Below are 14932 nucleotides of genomic sequence, written 5' to 3'. Positions count from 1 at the left end.
GCCCGGCATAGACCCTTCTCTGGATTCACCGTTACCACCGCCACGGGTTGCGCCATCAGATCACGGCCATTTTCGTGCATTGCTCACGGCCGATGGCAACCGGCTGGGAGGTTCCTGAAACGGAATATCCTCCGGTTTGAATCCGCAAACCAACCCATGATGAAACATCCCACACGACTCGTCTTTTCCGCCTTTGCGGCGGTTTTGCTCGCCTCCATCCACGCAGCCCGGGCGCAGGCACCTCCGGCCACCATGACGAAGGTCTACACCTACTCTGGCGGCAGTCTCACCGTGGACTACACGCTTCACGACGTCCGCGGTCCGAACTACCGCGTCTTCGCGTACAATGCCGACGGCTCCTTCACCGAAGTGGCCATCACCCGCCCGAGCCGCACCTATCTCGGCCGCATCACCGAGCGCCCGGGAGCCATCGCCGCCGCCCAGCTTTATGACGACGGCAACATTCGCTCGAGCCTCATGTTCGAGGACGGCACCGTTTGGAAAGGCAACGGACTCTCGATGTCCATGCCATCCGCCGCGAGCTGGACGCCCAAGTATCCCACCGAGGTGGTCAGCGCCGGTGAGACCGGTTCCAACGCCTACGCCATGGATGTAGGAGTCGACCTCACCCACGAATTCTGCTCCCAGTTCAGCGGCAATGTCGCGAACATGGCGGAAACCGTCGAGTTCACCATCAATGAAACCGGCGCGTTCCTGCTCCGCGATACCGGCATCAAGCTGCGGACCTCCCGGGTCATCGCCCGACTCAACGCATCGAACGACCCCTATGGCTCGACGCCGCTGGCAACCTTGAGGGACCTCTGGGACAACGAACTGTGGAAGGTCCTTCCCGCCGCGAACAACGACCACGCCGTGTGCGTGAAGCCGAACCTCGGCGGCGGTGTCGCCTACATCCCGGGGAAGTACGCCGCCTGCCGTTCCCTGACCCAGGCCGGCCCCGGCATCTTCACCCAGCCGTGGCGCCATGAACTCGGCCACGCGCTGAGCTCCCCCCACTACCCGGGCGATGGCCCTGAAGGCCCCACGCCGATGTCCGGCAACCAGCTCCAGCGCTACTCCAGCCCGGAGGTGAACCGGATCGTCGGCCGGCGGAACTCGATCATCAGCACCTTCACCAACCTCGGCCCCTACACCATCCCGATCCCGCCGCGGGCCAACGGCGACCGCGGCACCATCAATGCCGCCCGCGATCCCCTCACGCTCGACGTGCTGGCGAACGACTCGGACGTAAACGGCCAGGCACTCACGATCGCGTCCTTCGATGGCACCTCGAAACGGGGCGGCACGATCACCCGCTCGGTCGGCACCGGCCCGGGAGGCCGTGACCGGCTGATCTACACGCCGCCCGCCTCGCTGGTCGACACGCTGGATTGGTTCAAGTACCGCATCCAGGATTCTTCGGGCCAGCAGGCCGTCGGCTTGGTCGCCCTCCAGGTGGAAAGCCTCCCCGCTCCGGCCCCATGGGTCACCTCGGACATCGGCAGCACCGGAGCAACCGGCAGCGTGGTTTACTCCGGAGCCGGCACCTATTCCATCAAGGGAGCAGGCGCGGATATCTGGGGCACTGCGGATGCATTCCGTTTCCTATACCTGCCGATGAATGGGGACGGTGCCATCACCGCCCGCATCGCCAGCGTGCAGAACACCAACGCCTGGGCGAAAGCCGGAGTGATGATACGGGAAACGCTGTCGGCTGACTCCGCGTTCTCGCTGCTGTGTGTCACGCCGGGATCGGGAATCGCTCTCCAGGGACGCACCACCGCAGGCCAGCCCGCCGATGTAAGCACCACGACCTCCGGCTCCGCTCCGCGCTGGGTACGGCTCGTCCGGGCCGGTGGCACCATCACGGCCCTGACCTCCTCCGATGGCACCACTTGGACCCAGGTCGGCACCCAGACGATCACCATGGGAGCGAACACCTACGTCGGTCTTGCCGTGTGCTCGCATGCCGGGAGCACGCTCTGCACCGCGAAGTTCGACAACGTCTCGCTCACGCCTCCGCCCCCATGGACCAGCGCGGATGTCGGCAGTGTGGGCGTGGCGGGCTCGTCCGCCTGGTCGGACAACACGTTCTCGATCACCGGCTCGGGCGCGGACATCTGGGGCACCGCCGATGCCTTCCGCTATGTCTACCAGCCGCTGAGCGGCGATGGGGAAGTCATCTCGCAGGTCGATGACATCGCCGACACCAACGGCTGGGCCAAGGCCGGTGTGATGATCCGCGAGAGCCTCGCTCCGGGCTCGAAGCACGCGATGATGATCATGTCTTCCGGCTCCGGCGCGGCGTTCCAATACCGCGGCTCCACCAACGGCACCAGCTCGAGCACGGGTCTGGACCACGAGGTGCCCGGCTGGGTGAAATTGAACCGCACCGGTGACGTCCTGACCGGATCCATCTCCGATGACGGCGTGACCTGGACCCAGGTCGGAACCGCCACCATCAGCATGGCCTCCGGGATCTATGTGGGCCTGGCGGTGACCTCGCATGACAACACCCAAGGCTGCGCCGCCACCATCACCGATGTAACGGTGACGCCATGATGTTGCCCTGACACCACACCAACTGCTCCGGCCCTGCCCCGCCACGCGGGGCCGGAGCTTCTTTCCCATCACCCTTCCACGCCCATGAAGATCCATCCGCTGGCCCCCGCGCTCTCCGCCCTGGCGATCGCTTTGGTGGTCGCCGCCATGCATGACCGGACCGGCATTGATCACGCGCAGCCGCCAGTCGGCCGACAGGAACCAAGACAGCCTATCCCCTCCCTCGCCGACACCGCTCGGCGGATGACCTCCCTCTCCACTCGCGAAACCAACGCCTGGCTTGGCACCTTGAGTGCCGCCGAGCAGGACAAGGCGCTTTCCATCCTCGTGGCGGAAAGCGGACAAGCCAATCCCTGGCGCGCGCTCGACCACGCGCTGCGAATCCACTCCTCCACCCTGCGCGCGGAATGCGCAGGGCTCGCCATCGCCTATCTTCATGCCCGGGATCCCCGCGCCGCCCTGGATCGTTTGGCATCGGAAGCCGATCCCGCGGTCCGGGATGCCATGGAAAGACGTCTCCTCCCCGCGCTCGCGGAGACCCTTGCCGAGGACGCCGTGCAATGGCTCGCCACCGGCACCATGGATCATGCCGATCATTTCCCCGCTTTCGTGGCCACCACCGTGCAGCGCTGGGCCCAGCAAGATCCCGCGGCGGCGGCCGTTTGGGTCACCTCCATCGAGGAGCCTTCCCTGCGGGCCAATGCCGCCTCAGCGCTCATGGCGATATGGAACCATCGAAGCCCGGCGGAGTCCGACACCTGGCTTTCCGCCCATCCCGACCTGCCGAACGTGGAGGACCTCATCCGCGCCGGTCCGAGCCGGACCATCGCGGCAACCGACGACTCCTCGCCCGATATCGAACCCGTCTATCCGCCCGACAACACCGTGGTGAGCGAATCCTGCGAAGACACCCCATCCTCGGAAGCTCCGTGACCCGGCCCACCCCGATGTGTGTATTGTCGGCATGACCGGTGGCCTTACCCTGTCCGGAACGCCATGCCCATCCAGGACACTTTCCGGCTCGCCCCTTTTCTCCCCGCATTCCTTCCACTCGTCGCCGCGGCCGATCCCGTTGTCACGATCAGTCCCTACAAGCATCTCCAAGTCTATGAGTCCGGTGCCACCGGCTTCACCTGGTACTGGGGACACTTGAGAAGCGCGCCAAACCGGGACGAAGTGCTGCACTGGCTGTTCCAGGACCTCAATATCGACTACGTTCGGATCGGTCTTGAACCCTGCGAACCAGCGAACGACAATGACGATCCGCGCTCGATCGATTGGAGCAAGCTGAAGTTCAACCCACCGAACGAATCCAACGAGTGGGTCTGCCACCAGGCGAAGCCGCTCAACCCGCGCCTGAAGGTCATCGCCTACGGCCACGCGTTTCCCACATGGCTGCGCGTGAACGGCAAGGAACCGGATTTCTCCAACCGGAACTTCCACGCGGAGTACGCCGAGTGGATCTTCGCCAACCTGGTCAACCTCAAGCGGGCCGAGGGCATGAACTGCGACATCCTCGACCTCTGCAACGAACCCGACTACAAGGGCATTGGAAAGGACCAGGCCGCCGGGATCTTCGAAAACGTGGTGCCGTTGCTCCGCGCCTGGGTGAACGACCGGACCCGCAATCCCTGGGGCGTCACCATGCCGAAGATCATGGCCCCGAGCTGCCTCTCCGCCACCGTCACACGCGAGTGGCTCTCCGATTGGAAGGGCAAGCGTTCCATCTGGAGCAACATCGACATCGTCTCCACCCATCAATACGGCGGCGGATTCGAGGCCCGGAACTACGCGGAGGTGAACGCCCTGCGCGGCGACCGGCCCTTCTTCCAGAGCGAGATGCACTGCGGCCATTCGACCGTGCTGAACAATCCCCACCAGCTCCCCGATGACAAGGTCGAGGACCAGTTGGAAGCCGCCCTCACGCTGGGCCGCCTGTTCTCGGTGGCCGTGGGCAACGGGGTCAGCGTCTACGACTACTACATGGGCGTCTCGCCACAGGAGTCTCCGACATCGCTGGTCCATTCGCCCCACGGAAAACCCGCCACCCGGCGGAAGGTCTACTTCGCCTTCAAACAGCTCTCCTCGATGCAAACGCGCGGCTCGAACGTGGTCGCCACCCGGATCACCGACGCCTCCCCCGGCTGCGACGTGATCGCCTATCATTCCGGTATCGAACGGAAGGCGTGGATCACCGTGACCAGTTCCGACAACAGCGGCCAGGGCATGACCCTGCGTCTGCTCGACAAGAACGGCTCCGCACTGCCCATCCAGACGGTGAACATCTACGAGACCAGCGCTTCCCGCAATGCCGAGCGCGTGGCCACCGAGGCCCCGCCGCGGTCCGCCGATTACAAGACGGACCTGCCCGCCCAGTGCCTGCGGACCTACGAGGTGACCTGGTAAAACCACCCCCGGCGGACGGTCGCGCGAAGCGTGGCTTCGCGCGACGGTCACCTCATGGCGAGGTGGCGCGCAGCCTCGCGAAGACCTTGCCCCCTGTGGTCTGGTTCGCCGGAATCCTCACACTGACATGGTTGCCCGAGATCGTCACCACCACCCCTTCCGCCGTGGTGGACGAGGCGGTGCCAATGGCCACGCCATGCGGCCAGCCGGTGGAGAGATCCAAAGTCCATTCCAGGATCAACGCGCCCTGGCCCGCGGCGGAGGCATCACGATCAAAGGAGAAGGTCAATCCATCCGCGGATGACGCCATGGCGCTGATCCGGCCACCCGCATCCGCTGACGACGGCGATCCACCCAAGAGCCATTCGAGCCCATTGGCCAAACCGTCGCGATCCGGATCATCGCCGAAGGATTGTCCGCTGATCCCCTTGGCCACGCTCCAGCCGCCATATCCCACGTTTTGGGAAAACGCGGTGAGCGTCACGAAACGTCCCGTGGCCCCGAGTCCGTTGGTGGTGTCCGCATAATCGAGGTAGAACTGGTTCGAACCGACGGTGAGGATCGATCCCGCCGGCAAGCCGTTGAACGTGCCCGTGAGCGAGCCGTTCGTGTAATCGAGGATCGCGAGCTTCGTGCCCGCTGCGAGGGCCGCCGGAGTCGAATCCAGATCCGCCACCGAAAGCGACGCGCCCCCGGAAAGGGTCACCGCGCCATTCACGATGGCGAGGTCGCAGGCATGGTTGCCGCTGCGGATCCCCGCCTTGTAGGTCGCCCCGGACAAGGTCAGCGCGCCACCGAACCGGAGGGTGCCGGTCGAGGTCTGGCCGATCGACAATGAAGCCCCGGACGCCAGGCTGGTGCCACCGGTGATCGTGCCGGTGCCGCCCAGCCAGGTCCCGCTCTTCGCGTTCACGCCGCTGCTGGAAAGCTGGCCGTCCACCCGCAGCGTGCCGCCGTTCACGTCCACGCCGCCGGTGAAACCATTCGTGCCGCCCAGCACCACGGTGCCGCTGGACACCGCGAGCTTGAGGTTGCCGTTGATCGATCCGGTGAAGGTCTGGGTCGTGGACCCGGCGTTCAAGGTCAGCGTGGCCACCGTGGCCGAGGAGTTGGTGACGGTGGCCACGTTGGACGTCCGCTCCAATCCGGCGAGCGTCTGGTTCCACCCGTTCAGATCAAAGGTGGCGTTGCCCGAACCTCCGAGACGCAGCGTGGCCACAGTGGCCACCCCGTTGACCGCGCCGAGGCTGGTGGTGCCCGCGCCCACGGCCAGCACCGCGTAGCTGCCACCGCCCGAAAGCCGGACGAGGCCATCCCGGATCACGATCGAGGAAGCGGCGTCCCCCAGCGTGAGCGGACCGGTGAAGGACAGCACGCCACCCGAGCCGGGCCCGCGGATGTGGCCACCGCTGGTGGTGTCACCCGCGATGGTCACGGCCCCGGAGTACGTCGCGCTGCCGCTGACGAGCCCGAGCACGCCCTGGCCGGTGCCCGGGCCCGCGGTGTTCACGATCACCGGGTTCGGCAGCGTCACACCGCCATTGAGCAGCACGCGGGTGGTGAGCCCCAGTTGCGGATCGACCGCACTGATCGAAAGCGGTCCGCTACCGAGGGCTCCGCCCGCATTGACCTGGAGCACGCCCTGCCGCACGGCGGTGCCGCCGGTGAACGTGTTGGCCGAGGTCAGCGTGAGCTTTCCGGTGCCGCGCTTGTCCAGAGTACCGGTCCCGCCGATCGAGCCGCTGCCCCCGATGGTGTAGTCCTCCGAGGCATCGACATTCACGGAGGTGGGCGTTAGCGTGCCGTTCAAGGCGATGGCCGGGGCGTTGCTCCCGGAGTCTGTGAACAGGACCGCCTTGCCATTGGTGAATGCCGAAGCGGTCGTGCCCGCCAACCAGTTGAGCGTGCCATCGGCCGCCCAGCCGTTCGCGGCATCATCGCCCTTCCACGCGAGGTCCGGGATCTCCGAGGTTTCAATGACCTCGAGGTCGTCCAAGTGGAAGTAGTCGCCCGCGCCATCGCCCAGCAGCCGGAACCGGATCTGGGTGATGGGCGCGAAGCCCGCCAGGCTCACGTTGATCTGATCCAGCTTGTCCGGATCACCGGTGGCATCCGTGCCGTTGCTGTAATCCGTCGCCTGCCACACCTGGTGCCACGTGCCGTCATAGACCTCCGCCACGGCCGAATCCCCGGCCTCCAGGCTGTCCACGTCGCGCTTGAACCGCAGGATGCCGGAACCCACTAGCGGGGACGCCAGGGTGCGGCGCATGCTGGCCTCGCCGCTGCCGTTCCCTTGGAACCGCGGCGTCAGGTTCTTGTTGTAGCTGCGGGCGATCGGCAGCGGCGTGCCGGACCGTCCCCAGCCGCCGCTCCACCCCGTGCCCCCGGCCATAAAGGCGGGATCTTCCCAATCGTCCGCCGCCACCAGCCGGTTCGCACCGGTCCAGGAGATCTCGAACGTGCGCACGCAGTGCTTCGGCAAGGCCACCCGGTACTGGGTGACGGAGGTCGCCAGCACGTCATCGGTCACCATCTCCGCGTCCCGCGTCGCGCTGGTCTCGTAGGTCTTCACCCTGCGGATCGGAAGGCGGGTACCGGTCTGGTCAAACACCTCCAGCAGGATGTCCTGGCTGGTGTTCTCCGAGCAGGTGACCGTCAGCCAGGTCTTCTGCTCGCCCCAGCTATGGTAGGCGATGGCGTCATAGCCGGCCACGCCACCGGCGATCTGGGTCCTCACCACGTTCGAGCCGCGCGTCTGCATCGAGGAGAGCTGCTTGAAGGAGAAGTACACCTTCCGGCGGGTGGCGGTGGCACCATAGGGGCTGTAAACCAGCGAGGTCGGCGAATCCTGCGGCGAGTTCCCCATGTAGTAGTCGTACACGCTGACGCCATTGTTGACCGATTTCGAATACAGCCTCCCGAGCAGCAGCGCGGCTTCCAGTTCATCCTCCACCCAGTCCTCCGGCAGTTGGGTGGACTTGTTGAGGACGCTGCTGTGGCCGCAGTTCATCTCGCTTTGGAAAAAGGGCCGGCCGCCCCGCACGTCGTTCACCGCCGAATAGGCGGTGGGATCGAAGCCATTGCTGTACTGGTGGGTCGCGACGATGTCGATCTGGTCCCACGCGTCCGCATCGTTGGCCGCCCAGTCCGTGATCCAATCCTTCGACTGCGAGGTCGAGAGGCAGCTCGGGGCCATGATCCTCGGCATGGTGACGCCGTAGGTGTTGCGCACGGGATCGTTCACCCATTCCCGCAACAAGGGGACTGCGCCCTTGATGATCTTCGCGATGTTGTCCTCGCCGAGCTTGTGGTAGTCCGGCTCGTTGGTCATGTCGATCACGTCGCAGGGGACTCCAGCCGCCTTCTTTTCGACAAGTTGGGCAAACAACCACTCCGCGTATTCAGCGTAGAAATTCGGAACGGAAAAATTCGGCGTGCCATCGGACTTCCTCAGCCAGTCCGGGAACTGGTGGGCGTAGGTCATCGTCTTGAGGCGCGGGTTCAGCGGCTTGGCCTTGGCATAGACCCAATCGTTTCCGGTGTTGCGCTCGGCAAAATTGAATTTGCTCCAATCGATGGAGAGCGGATTGCCGTTGTCATTCGCCGCTTCCGCCTCGTCGAAGCCGTTGCGGATGTAGTCGATGTTCAGATCTTGGAAGAGCCATCGCAACACCTCGTCGCGATTGTCCGCGGCGGACAAATGCCCCGCATACCAGGTGAAGCCGGTGGCTCCGGTTTCATAGACATGCCGGTGATCGTAGGGATAGACGGAGACGACGGGTTCGGCCGTGGCCACGAGCCAAGGCAGGCCGGCGAGCACGCCAGCGAGGGTTTTCGGAAGGTTCATGGGTTTGGGTTTCCGATGACTCTGAGAAGCATCACCGGATTTTTGAACCTATCGCTCCTCCTCCGCTCCGGACAATACGCACAAACGGGCGTGGCAGGTTCCATCACGACCAACGCCGTACAAAAGCCACCCGGACACGCTCTCGCGCGCCGGGTGGCCGGGTGCATGTGGGGCTAGGAAATCAGGAGGTCCGGCGGCGGAGCAGGACCGCGAGGGATCCCAGGCAGCCGAGCAGAGCGGCGGAGGGCTCCGGCACCACGGTGCCGTTCACCACAATGTTCCGGAAAATCGATCCGGTGGCGGAACTGGCATTGGTGCTGCCGACCCATATCCGGAAGTCGACACTGTCCGCGCCGCTGATCGACGAGAGGTTCACCGACTGGTTGCCGATCGAGTTCGTCGTGTTCTGCGTGAGATTCAGGTTCCCCGTGCTGAAGGTCGAGCCGACCTGGCTGTAAGCGCCTCCATTCACGCTCGCGAAAACGGCATAGTAGAAGGTCCCGCTCTGGGCAGTGGAGTTGGTGCCCACGCCGTAATCGAAGGTCAGGTTGGCCAGCGTCAAGGTCTCGGTACCCGGAGTGGCCAGCGAAAAGCTGAAGTAGTCCGCCGTGGATGAAGCCGTGCCATTGGTGCCGTCGTTGGAGGCGTTCGCGAACAGCCAGCCATCGGTGCCGAAGGTCCACGTGCCGAGGGTCGTGCGGATCGGTCCAGCCGACCCGGAAAGGAGCTGCGCGCTACCGGTCCCGATGTCACCGATCGCGCTCGCCGTAACGAGGGGATCGACCGTCGACGCGTTGATCGGGGCGTTGCTGGGACTCGATCCCGAAGAACCGGGAGGAATGTAGTTCACTATGACCGCGGCCTGCGCCTGGGAGGCCAGGAGCGAGGTGCCGAGGAGGAAGGGCAAGGTGGATTTCATTGGGGTCGTTTGGGGGTTCCATTGGGAGGGAAAGCGACGGCCAACAAGGCGCCTCTCCACTCCATGGGCCACCATCCTCGCAGCACTCTTTCCAAAGAGACAATACGCACAAAGTTGCGTGTCCCGGCATGAAGCCGTCCGGATTTTCCATCCCGAACGCGGAACACCCGGCCCATGCGATGGACCGGGTGCCAGCAACCCAGGCGCCTTGTCGGCTTCAGGGAATCTGCACCGCGAGGCGTCCGAACAACTTGCCTCCCGGAGCGGCCAGCGAACGCGGGATCAGCACCGAAACGCGGGCCACGCCGGGCCCGTAGAAGCTTCCCTCCACCGCCACGATCACCGGATTCTCCACCGGCAGCCCGTCCACCGCGTCCGTCCATCCCGCCAGGTCACTCCCGTATTTCACATGCGGATTGAACGACACCGACGCATCGGCACGCCGGAACATGAAACGGAAGTAGGATTCGTCCACCGTGAACGTGGGACTCAATGCGGAGGAATCGGATCCCGGGCCGGACGGATTCCCGCCGAGCACGAACTCGATTCCATTGACGATGCCATCCCCGTCCGAGTCCACCGTGGCTCCGGCGCCGGAGATGCCATGGCTCGCCTCGAAGGCCTGATAGGCATTGCCCGCCACGATGGAGATCCTCCCATCGGTGCTGAAGGAGGTGGTGCTCCACGTCAGACCGCCGGGCAAAACCGCTCCGGAGAAATCGAAGGAAGGCGTCCCGGAGAAGGAGGTGAAGTCCGCGATGTCGAACACCTGGCCAAGCGTGGGCGTGAACCCGGAGAGGGTCACTTTCACGGTGCCGTTCGCGGTCAATTGCCCCGCTGACACCACCTTGGTCACGGCGGTGGGGGACGTGATGGCCGCTTCCAGCGATGCACCGGCATTCACGTTCAGGTTGCCGAGGAACTGGAGCGTGGAGGTCGGCTTCACCTTGGCCCCGGCCTGGATCGTCACGTCGGATCCCGCCATCGTCGCGGTTCCCGTCAAGGTGGTGCCGCTGCCGCTCACGGTGGCCGTGCCGATCGCCGTCGAAGTCCCGGTGACCTGGAACGTGCCGCCGCCGGTGATCGCGAGGCCACCGGTTCCACTGAAGGCCTTCGGTGCCGTCACGGTGAATCCACCGGTGTTGATGGTGGTGGTGGTGCCATCGGCAAGCACGGGTGTGGCATCGATTGGCAGGTTCGCGCCCGCGACGATCGTGCCACCTCCGAAGTTCACCAACGTGGAGGCATTGCGCTGGGTGAGTCCCCAGATCGAGGTGAGGGTGAGCGTTCCGCCGCTCAAGGTCAGCGTATCGGTACCCGCGCTGTCGCCGCGATTGTCCAGAACCACGAAGCGGGTCGAGATCGAGCCTCCGGTCTGGACCAGCGAGCCGGTGCCATCGACGCCGAGGTAGATGCCTCCCACCTGTTCCCCCACGCCGGAGGTCGAGGGATTCGCGGTCGGATTCCCGGTCAGGGTGAGCGATCCTCCCGTCATCGTGTAAGCGCTGCTCTCGGTGGCGTAGTGGCCAATGCGGCAACCGCCGGCCACGGCGACGGAACCTCCCGTCTGGATCACCATGCCTGAGCGCCCGCTCGCATCCCCCACATAGAAGGTGGTGACGGCCACGTTCGCCCCACTTTCAATGGTCAAATTCGACGTGCTGGGAGTCGCCGCGGCACCGGTGCCCACGCCGAGGTACCCGGCAGCCAATGAACCGATGAGCGTGAGCCCCTTGCCATTGGTTCCCCCCCCGGGGTATTGGCGTGCACTTCGGTGTTGGTGCCGGTGGAGGTAATCGTCGCCGGCGCCACCGCATCGTCCGCCTGGTGGAAACGCAGTTGGACCGGCTGGGCATCGCTGCCGAGCTGGATCGGAACATTGCCCAGGCTGCCGGACACCGTCCCGCTTCCAACCTGAAGCACCTGCGGGCTGGTCGAGGAGCCGCCTCCGCCCACGATGATCTTGTCCAGCGTGGTGTCCTCCACCGTCCCGGTGAAAACGATCACTCCGGTCGAACTCCCGTTTGAGCCACCGATGGTGAGGATGTCATCGTTTCCGCCGATGGTGGCTCCGCGGAGCACCGCGCCGGAAATGATGCCATTGCCGGTGGACAGGCAGCCGACCTTCGCGGATCCGGCGATGATGATCGAGCTACCGCTATAGGTTGAGTTATCCAGGCGCAGGGCCCCGCTGTTGGTACCATCGGTTTCCACGTAGCCCTTTCCGGTGAGCGTCAGCGGGTTCGTGATCGTCACGCCGCTGGCAAAGAGTTGCGCGCCCGCCCCCACCGCAATCCCAACCGCACCCAGATTCGCGGCGGTCACGCTCGCCGAGGACAAGCGCCAGCTCCCGGACGCCGGCCCCTCCAGGATCCAGTTTCCGCTGAAGCCGCTGTTCGCCCCCGTCAACCCGACCTCCAGGGAAGTCGTGGCACCCGCCACCACCCGCGGGTTCAGCCGCACGTTGCCGCCACCGGCCACCTTCGTCGCCAGCGTGAATGCCGCGTTGTCCTGCGCGAAACGCAGCGCGCCCGCGCCGCTCACGGTGAGCGTGCCGGTGCCGGTGACCGGTGTGGCGCCGGAAAGGGTCAGCACCGATCCGGCTCCCGGCACCGCGATGCCACCGCCCACGGCGCCCAGGTCGAGGGTCTTGTTGGAAGACGCGCTGCCGCCGGTGAACGCGATCGCGCCGCCTTGCAGCGTGATGGTGGCCGAGGATCCGATCGGCGAGACCGCGCCGGAATTCCCGAGGGAGGCCACGGACAAGGTGCCGCCGGCGACGATCGCGCCGCCGCTGAAGTCGTGGCTCCCCCCCGTTACAGTGAGCGTGCCCGAGCCCTGCTTCCGCAGAGAGGTGATGCCGCTGATCACCCCGCCGCCGGTGAAGGTGTAGTCCGCGCTGGCGTTCACGATGAGCGAGCCAGGAACCAACGTGCCGGAGAGCTGGACCGGCGGGCTGGAGATTCCCGTGTCGTCGAACACCACGGTGTCGAAGTTGAGGAACTTCCCGAGTTGACCGCCGTTGTTGAAATTCGCCGTGGCATTGAGGTCCCAGGCGTTGGCCGCGCCATCGCCGATCCATACGAGATTGGCGGCGGTTCCGGCCACATCCAGCGTCACCGCGTTGGCCACGCTGGTGGTGCTGAGGGTGAACGTCTGGCGGGTGGACGGCGGCAAGCCGGACAACGAAAGATTGGCCGCGGAACCGGTGAGCGTTCCCACGTAGGAGGCCAGGACATAGCTGCCCTCGCCCAGCGCGCCATCCAGCGCCGACACGTGGATGTCGGTGGTGCCGTTCAGCGTCAGATCCTCTCCCACCACGACCTTGTCGGAAAGATCGGCGGTCGTGGAGCCGAGGTCGAAAAACACGCTGCCGCCGCCGGTGAACTCCAGATCCTTCGCGATCGTGGCGGTGCATTCGGCGGAGGTGCCGCCGTTCCGTGCAGAAGGTCCGATCTCCAGGTTGCCCCCCGCGCCGAAGGTCACCGCGCCGGTGATGTCCGTCGCCGCCGCGCCGCTTCGGCCCACCGTCAGCTTGCCCGTGATGGTCTGCGCCACGCCGGTCGCCGCGTTGTCGAGCACCGCGCCGCCGGTGATGGCGATGTCCGCGGATGCCAGCGAAGAGGTCGCGAGCTGGAGGGTGCCGGTGGAGACCGTGGTGGAACCGGTGAAGGTGTTCGCCCCGTTGAGATGAAGCGTGCCCGGCCCGGTCTTGAGCAGCGCCCCGGTGCCGTCGATCGCTCCGGCGAGGGTCATGCTGCCGGTGGCCCCGGACTGGCTCATGGTCGTGGCGGCGTTGAGGGTGATGTTTCCACCGTAGGTCGCGTTCGCGTTGCCGCTGGTGTGGTTCATCGATCCACCGTTCATGAGGACCGCCCGCGTGGTGACGCCGGTGTTCTCGTACAGGTTGAAACTGCCGCCCGTGTTCACCGTCACCGTCCCTGCCCCATCGAGGATGGTGCCGGACTCCACTCCCAGCGTGCCCTGGTTCACGATGATGTTGCCCCCCCCGATCACGCGGACATTCACCAGGCTGATCTGGTTGCTGCCGGTCTTGGTGAGGGTGTATCCGTTCTGGAACAGGCGCGCGGAGGCCGCGGTGGCATGGCGGATGTCCCAGCGGCTGCTCCCCCCGAAGGTCGCGTCACCGGTCAGCTCCATCTGCTGCAGCGAGTTGGTCTGGGTGGCATTGAGATTCACCACCGCGCCATTGCCATCCCATCCCGTGCCCGCCGCCTTGATGTATTCAGTGCCATGGTTGAGACTGCTGATGTTGAGAGTGCCTCCGGAAATTACCTCGGTGTAGTTCACCACGGTGGGGTCCCCGGTGCCGCTGGTCAGTGTCGTCAGCGGATCCCTCACCCCCAGCGAGCTACCGTTGTCCGTGCGCAGCGAGGCGCCGGCCCCAATGATCACCTTGCCCGAAAACGTGTTCGCGGTGCCAAGCCCCATCGAGGCGGCCCCGCCGGGGGCCAGCACCTGGAAGCCATTGGTGCCGGCGATGGGACGGTCGATGCGAGCCACGATCGCTCCCGTGCGCGGGTAGATGCTGATCGTCGGTTTGTTCGCCCCGTTGTCCAGGGTCAGCGTGCTGTTGCCACCGATAATGTAGCAGTTCGAGCCCGCGGCGGTGTCGCGGAAGGACAGGTTGCCAATCGTGCGGGCGGAATCGAGCGAGATGGTGCGGTCCGCGGAGATGTCGATGTTGAACGTGGCGGTGGAGCCCGCGCCATCGGCCACAGTGCTGCCCAGCCAGTTGCCAGCGGTGCTCCAGTTGCCGTTGTTGTTGAGGATCCACGCGCTGTCCGCGGCATGGACCGACGTGGAAGCAAGGAGACAAGCAAGGGAAACAACAATCAGGCGCGGACATCCGCGATGACGAGCGGAACAGCAGGAAGCGGAGGCGAATCTGGGTTTCATGGATGAGGTGGGTTGTCGGGATGGCGCTCCCAAGCGGCTCCAAAACGACAACGCATCAAGACCTGGACCGAATCGGCCCGTACCGCGCATGCGGCCGGTAGCCGGGCTAAACCAGAACCCGGCGATGAGGGGATGCGTCATCAAGTGGAACGCCTTGAAGGCTGCCGTGCACTATGTCCCCTCTTCCACTTTACCCACAATACGCACAAACTGGCGTATCCCCCGACCAACTCCGCCTTCCCTCCATCCTCGACAAGAAGCGAACGATTGTGAGTCCT

Annotated in this window: 7 protein-coding genes; 3 read left to right on the top strand and 4 right to left on the bottom strand. The window is 65.3% G+C overall.

Annotated features, from left to right (window positions below):
• The first annotated feature begins 156 nt into the window (after positions 1-156).
• The 3 genes from llg_RS15665 (at position 157) to llg_RS15655 (ending at position 4968) form a co-directional block, all read left to right on the top strand.
• Positions 157-2562, top strand: coding sequence for a DUF1349 domain-containing protein (locus llg_RS15665; RefSeq protein WP_338285629.1), 2406 nt, complete (start codon positions 157-159; stop codon positions 2560-2562).
• Between the two features lie 84 nt (positions 2563-2646).
• Positions 2647-3495, top strand: coding sequence for a hypothetical protein (locus llg_RS15660; RefSeq protein ID WP_338285628.1), 849 nt, complete (start codon positions 2647-2649; stop codon positions 3493-3495).
• A gap of 63 nt (positions 3496-3558) precedes the next feature.
• The gene (locus llg_RS15655; protein ID WP_338285627.1) at positions 3559-4968 is read left to right on the top strand and encodes a hypothetical protein; all 1410 of its coding nucleotides are present in this window, start codon (positions 3559-3561) and stop codon (positions 4966-4968) included.
• Positions 4969-5020: 52 nt separating this feature from the next.
• Here llg_RS15655 and llg_RS15650 read toward each other — a convergent pair whose 3' ends face one another.
• From llg_RS15650 to llg_RS15635, 4 genes are all read right to left on the bottom strand, one after another.
• Complete coding sequence (locus llg_RS15650; RefSeq protein WP_338285626.1) at positions 5021-8815, bottom strand: autotransporter-associated beta strand repeat-containing protein; 3795 nt, start codon at positions 8813-8815, stop codon at positions 5021-5023.
• 181 nt (positions 8816-8996) lie between these two features.
• Positions 8997-9734, bottom strand: coding sequence for a PEP-CTERM sorting domain-containing protein (locus llg_RS15645; protein ID WP_338285625.1), 738 nt, complete (start codon positions 9732-9734; stop codon positions 8997-8999).
• A gap of 217 nt (positions 9735-9951) precedes the next feature.
• Positions 9952-11445 carry a hypothetical protein gene (locus llg_RS15640; protein ID WP_338285624.1) on the bottom strand — a complete coding sequence of 498 codons (1494 nt, stop codon included), beginning with the start codon at positions 11443-11445 and terminating at the stop codon, positions 9952-9954.
• Positions 11382-14654 carry an autotransporter-associated beta strand repeat-containing protein gene (locus llg_RS15635; protein ID WP_338285623.1) on the bottom strand — a complete coding sequence of 1091 codons (3273 nt, stop codon included), beginning with the start codon at positions 14652-14654 and terminating at the stop codon, positions 11382-11384. Before llg_RS15635 ends, llg_RS15640 begins: the two co-directional genes overlap by 64 nt.
• Positions 14655-14932 lie beyond the last annotated feature (278 nt).

It is taken from the genome of Luteolibacter sp. LG18, assembly GCF_036322585.1.
In the GTDB taxonomy this organism is placed as follows: Bacteria; Verrucomicrobiota; Verrucomicrobiia; order Verrucomicrobiales; family Akkermansiaceae; genus Luteolibacter.
Note: the sequence above shows the minus strand (reverse complement) of the source record. Positions and strands in the feature narration are given on the sequence as shown.

What these genes read in the sequence shown, in the direction of transcription:
- llg_RS15665 (WP_338285629.1), top strand. Translation starts at nt 157, where the DNA reads ATGATGAAACATCCCACACGACTCGTCTTTTCCGCCTTTGCGGCGGTT.
- llg_RS15660 (WP_338285628.1), top strand. Translation starts at nt 2,647, where the DNA reads ATGAAGATCCATCCGCTGGCCCCCGCGCTCTCCGCCCTGGCGATCGCT.
- llg_RS15655 (WP_338285627.1), top strand. Translation starts at nt 3,559, where the DNA reads ATGCCCATCCAGGACACTTTCCGGCTCGCCCCTTTTCTCCCCGCATTC.
- llg_RS15650 (WP_338285626.1), bottom strand. Translation starts at nt 8,815, where the DNA reads ATGAACCTTCCGAAAACCCTCGCTGGCGTGCTCGCCGGCCTGCCTTGG.
- llg_RS15645 (WP_338285625.1), bottom strand. Translation starts at nt 9,734, where the DNA reads ATGAAATCCACCTTGCCCTTCCTCCTCGGCACCTCGCTCCTGGCCTCC.
- llg_RS15635 (WP_338285623.1), bottom strand. Translation starts at nt 14,654, where the DNA reads ATGAAACCCAGATTCGCCTCCGCTTCCTGCTGTTCCGCTCGTCATCGC.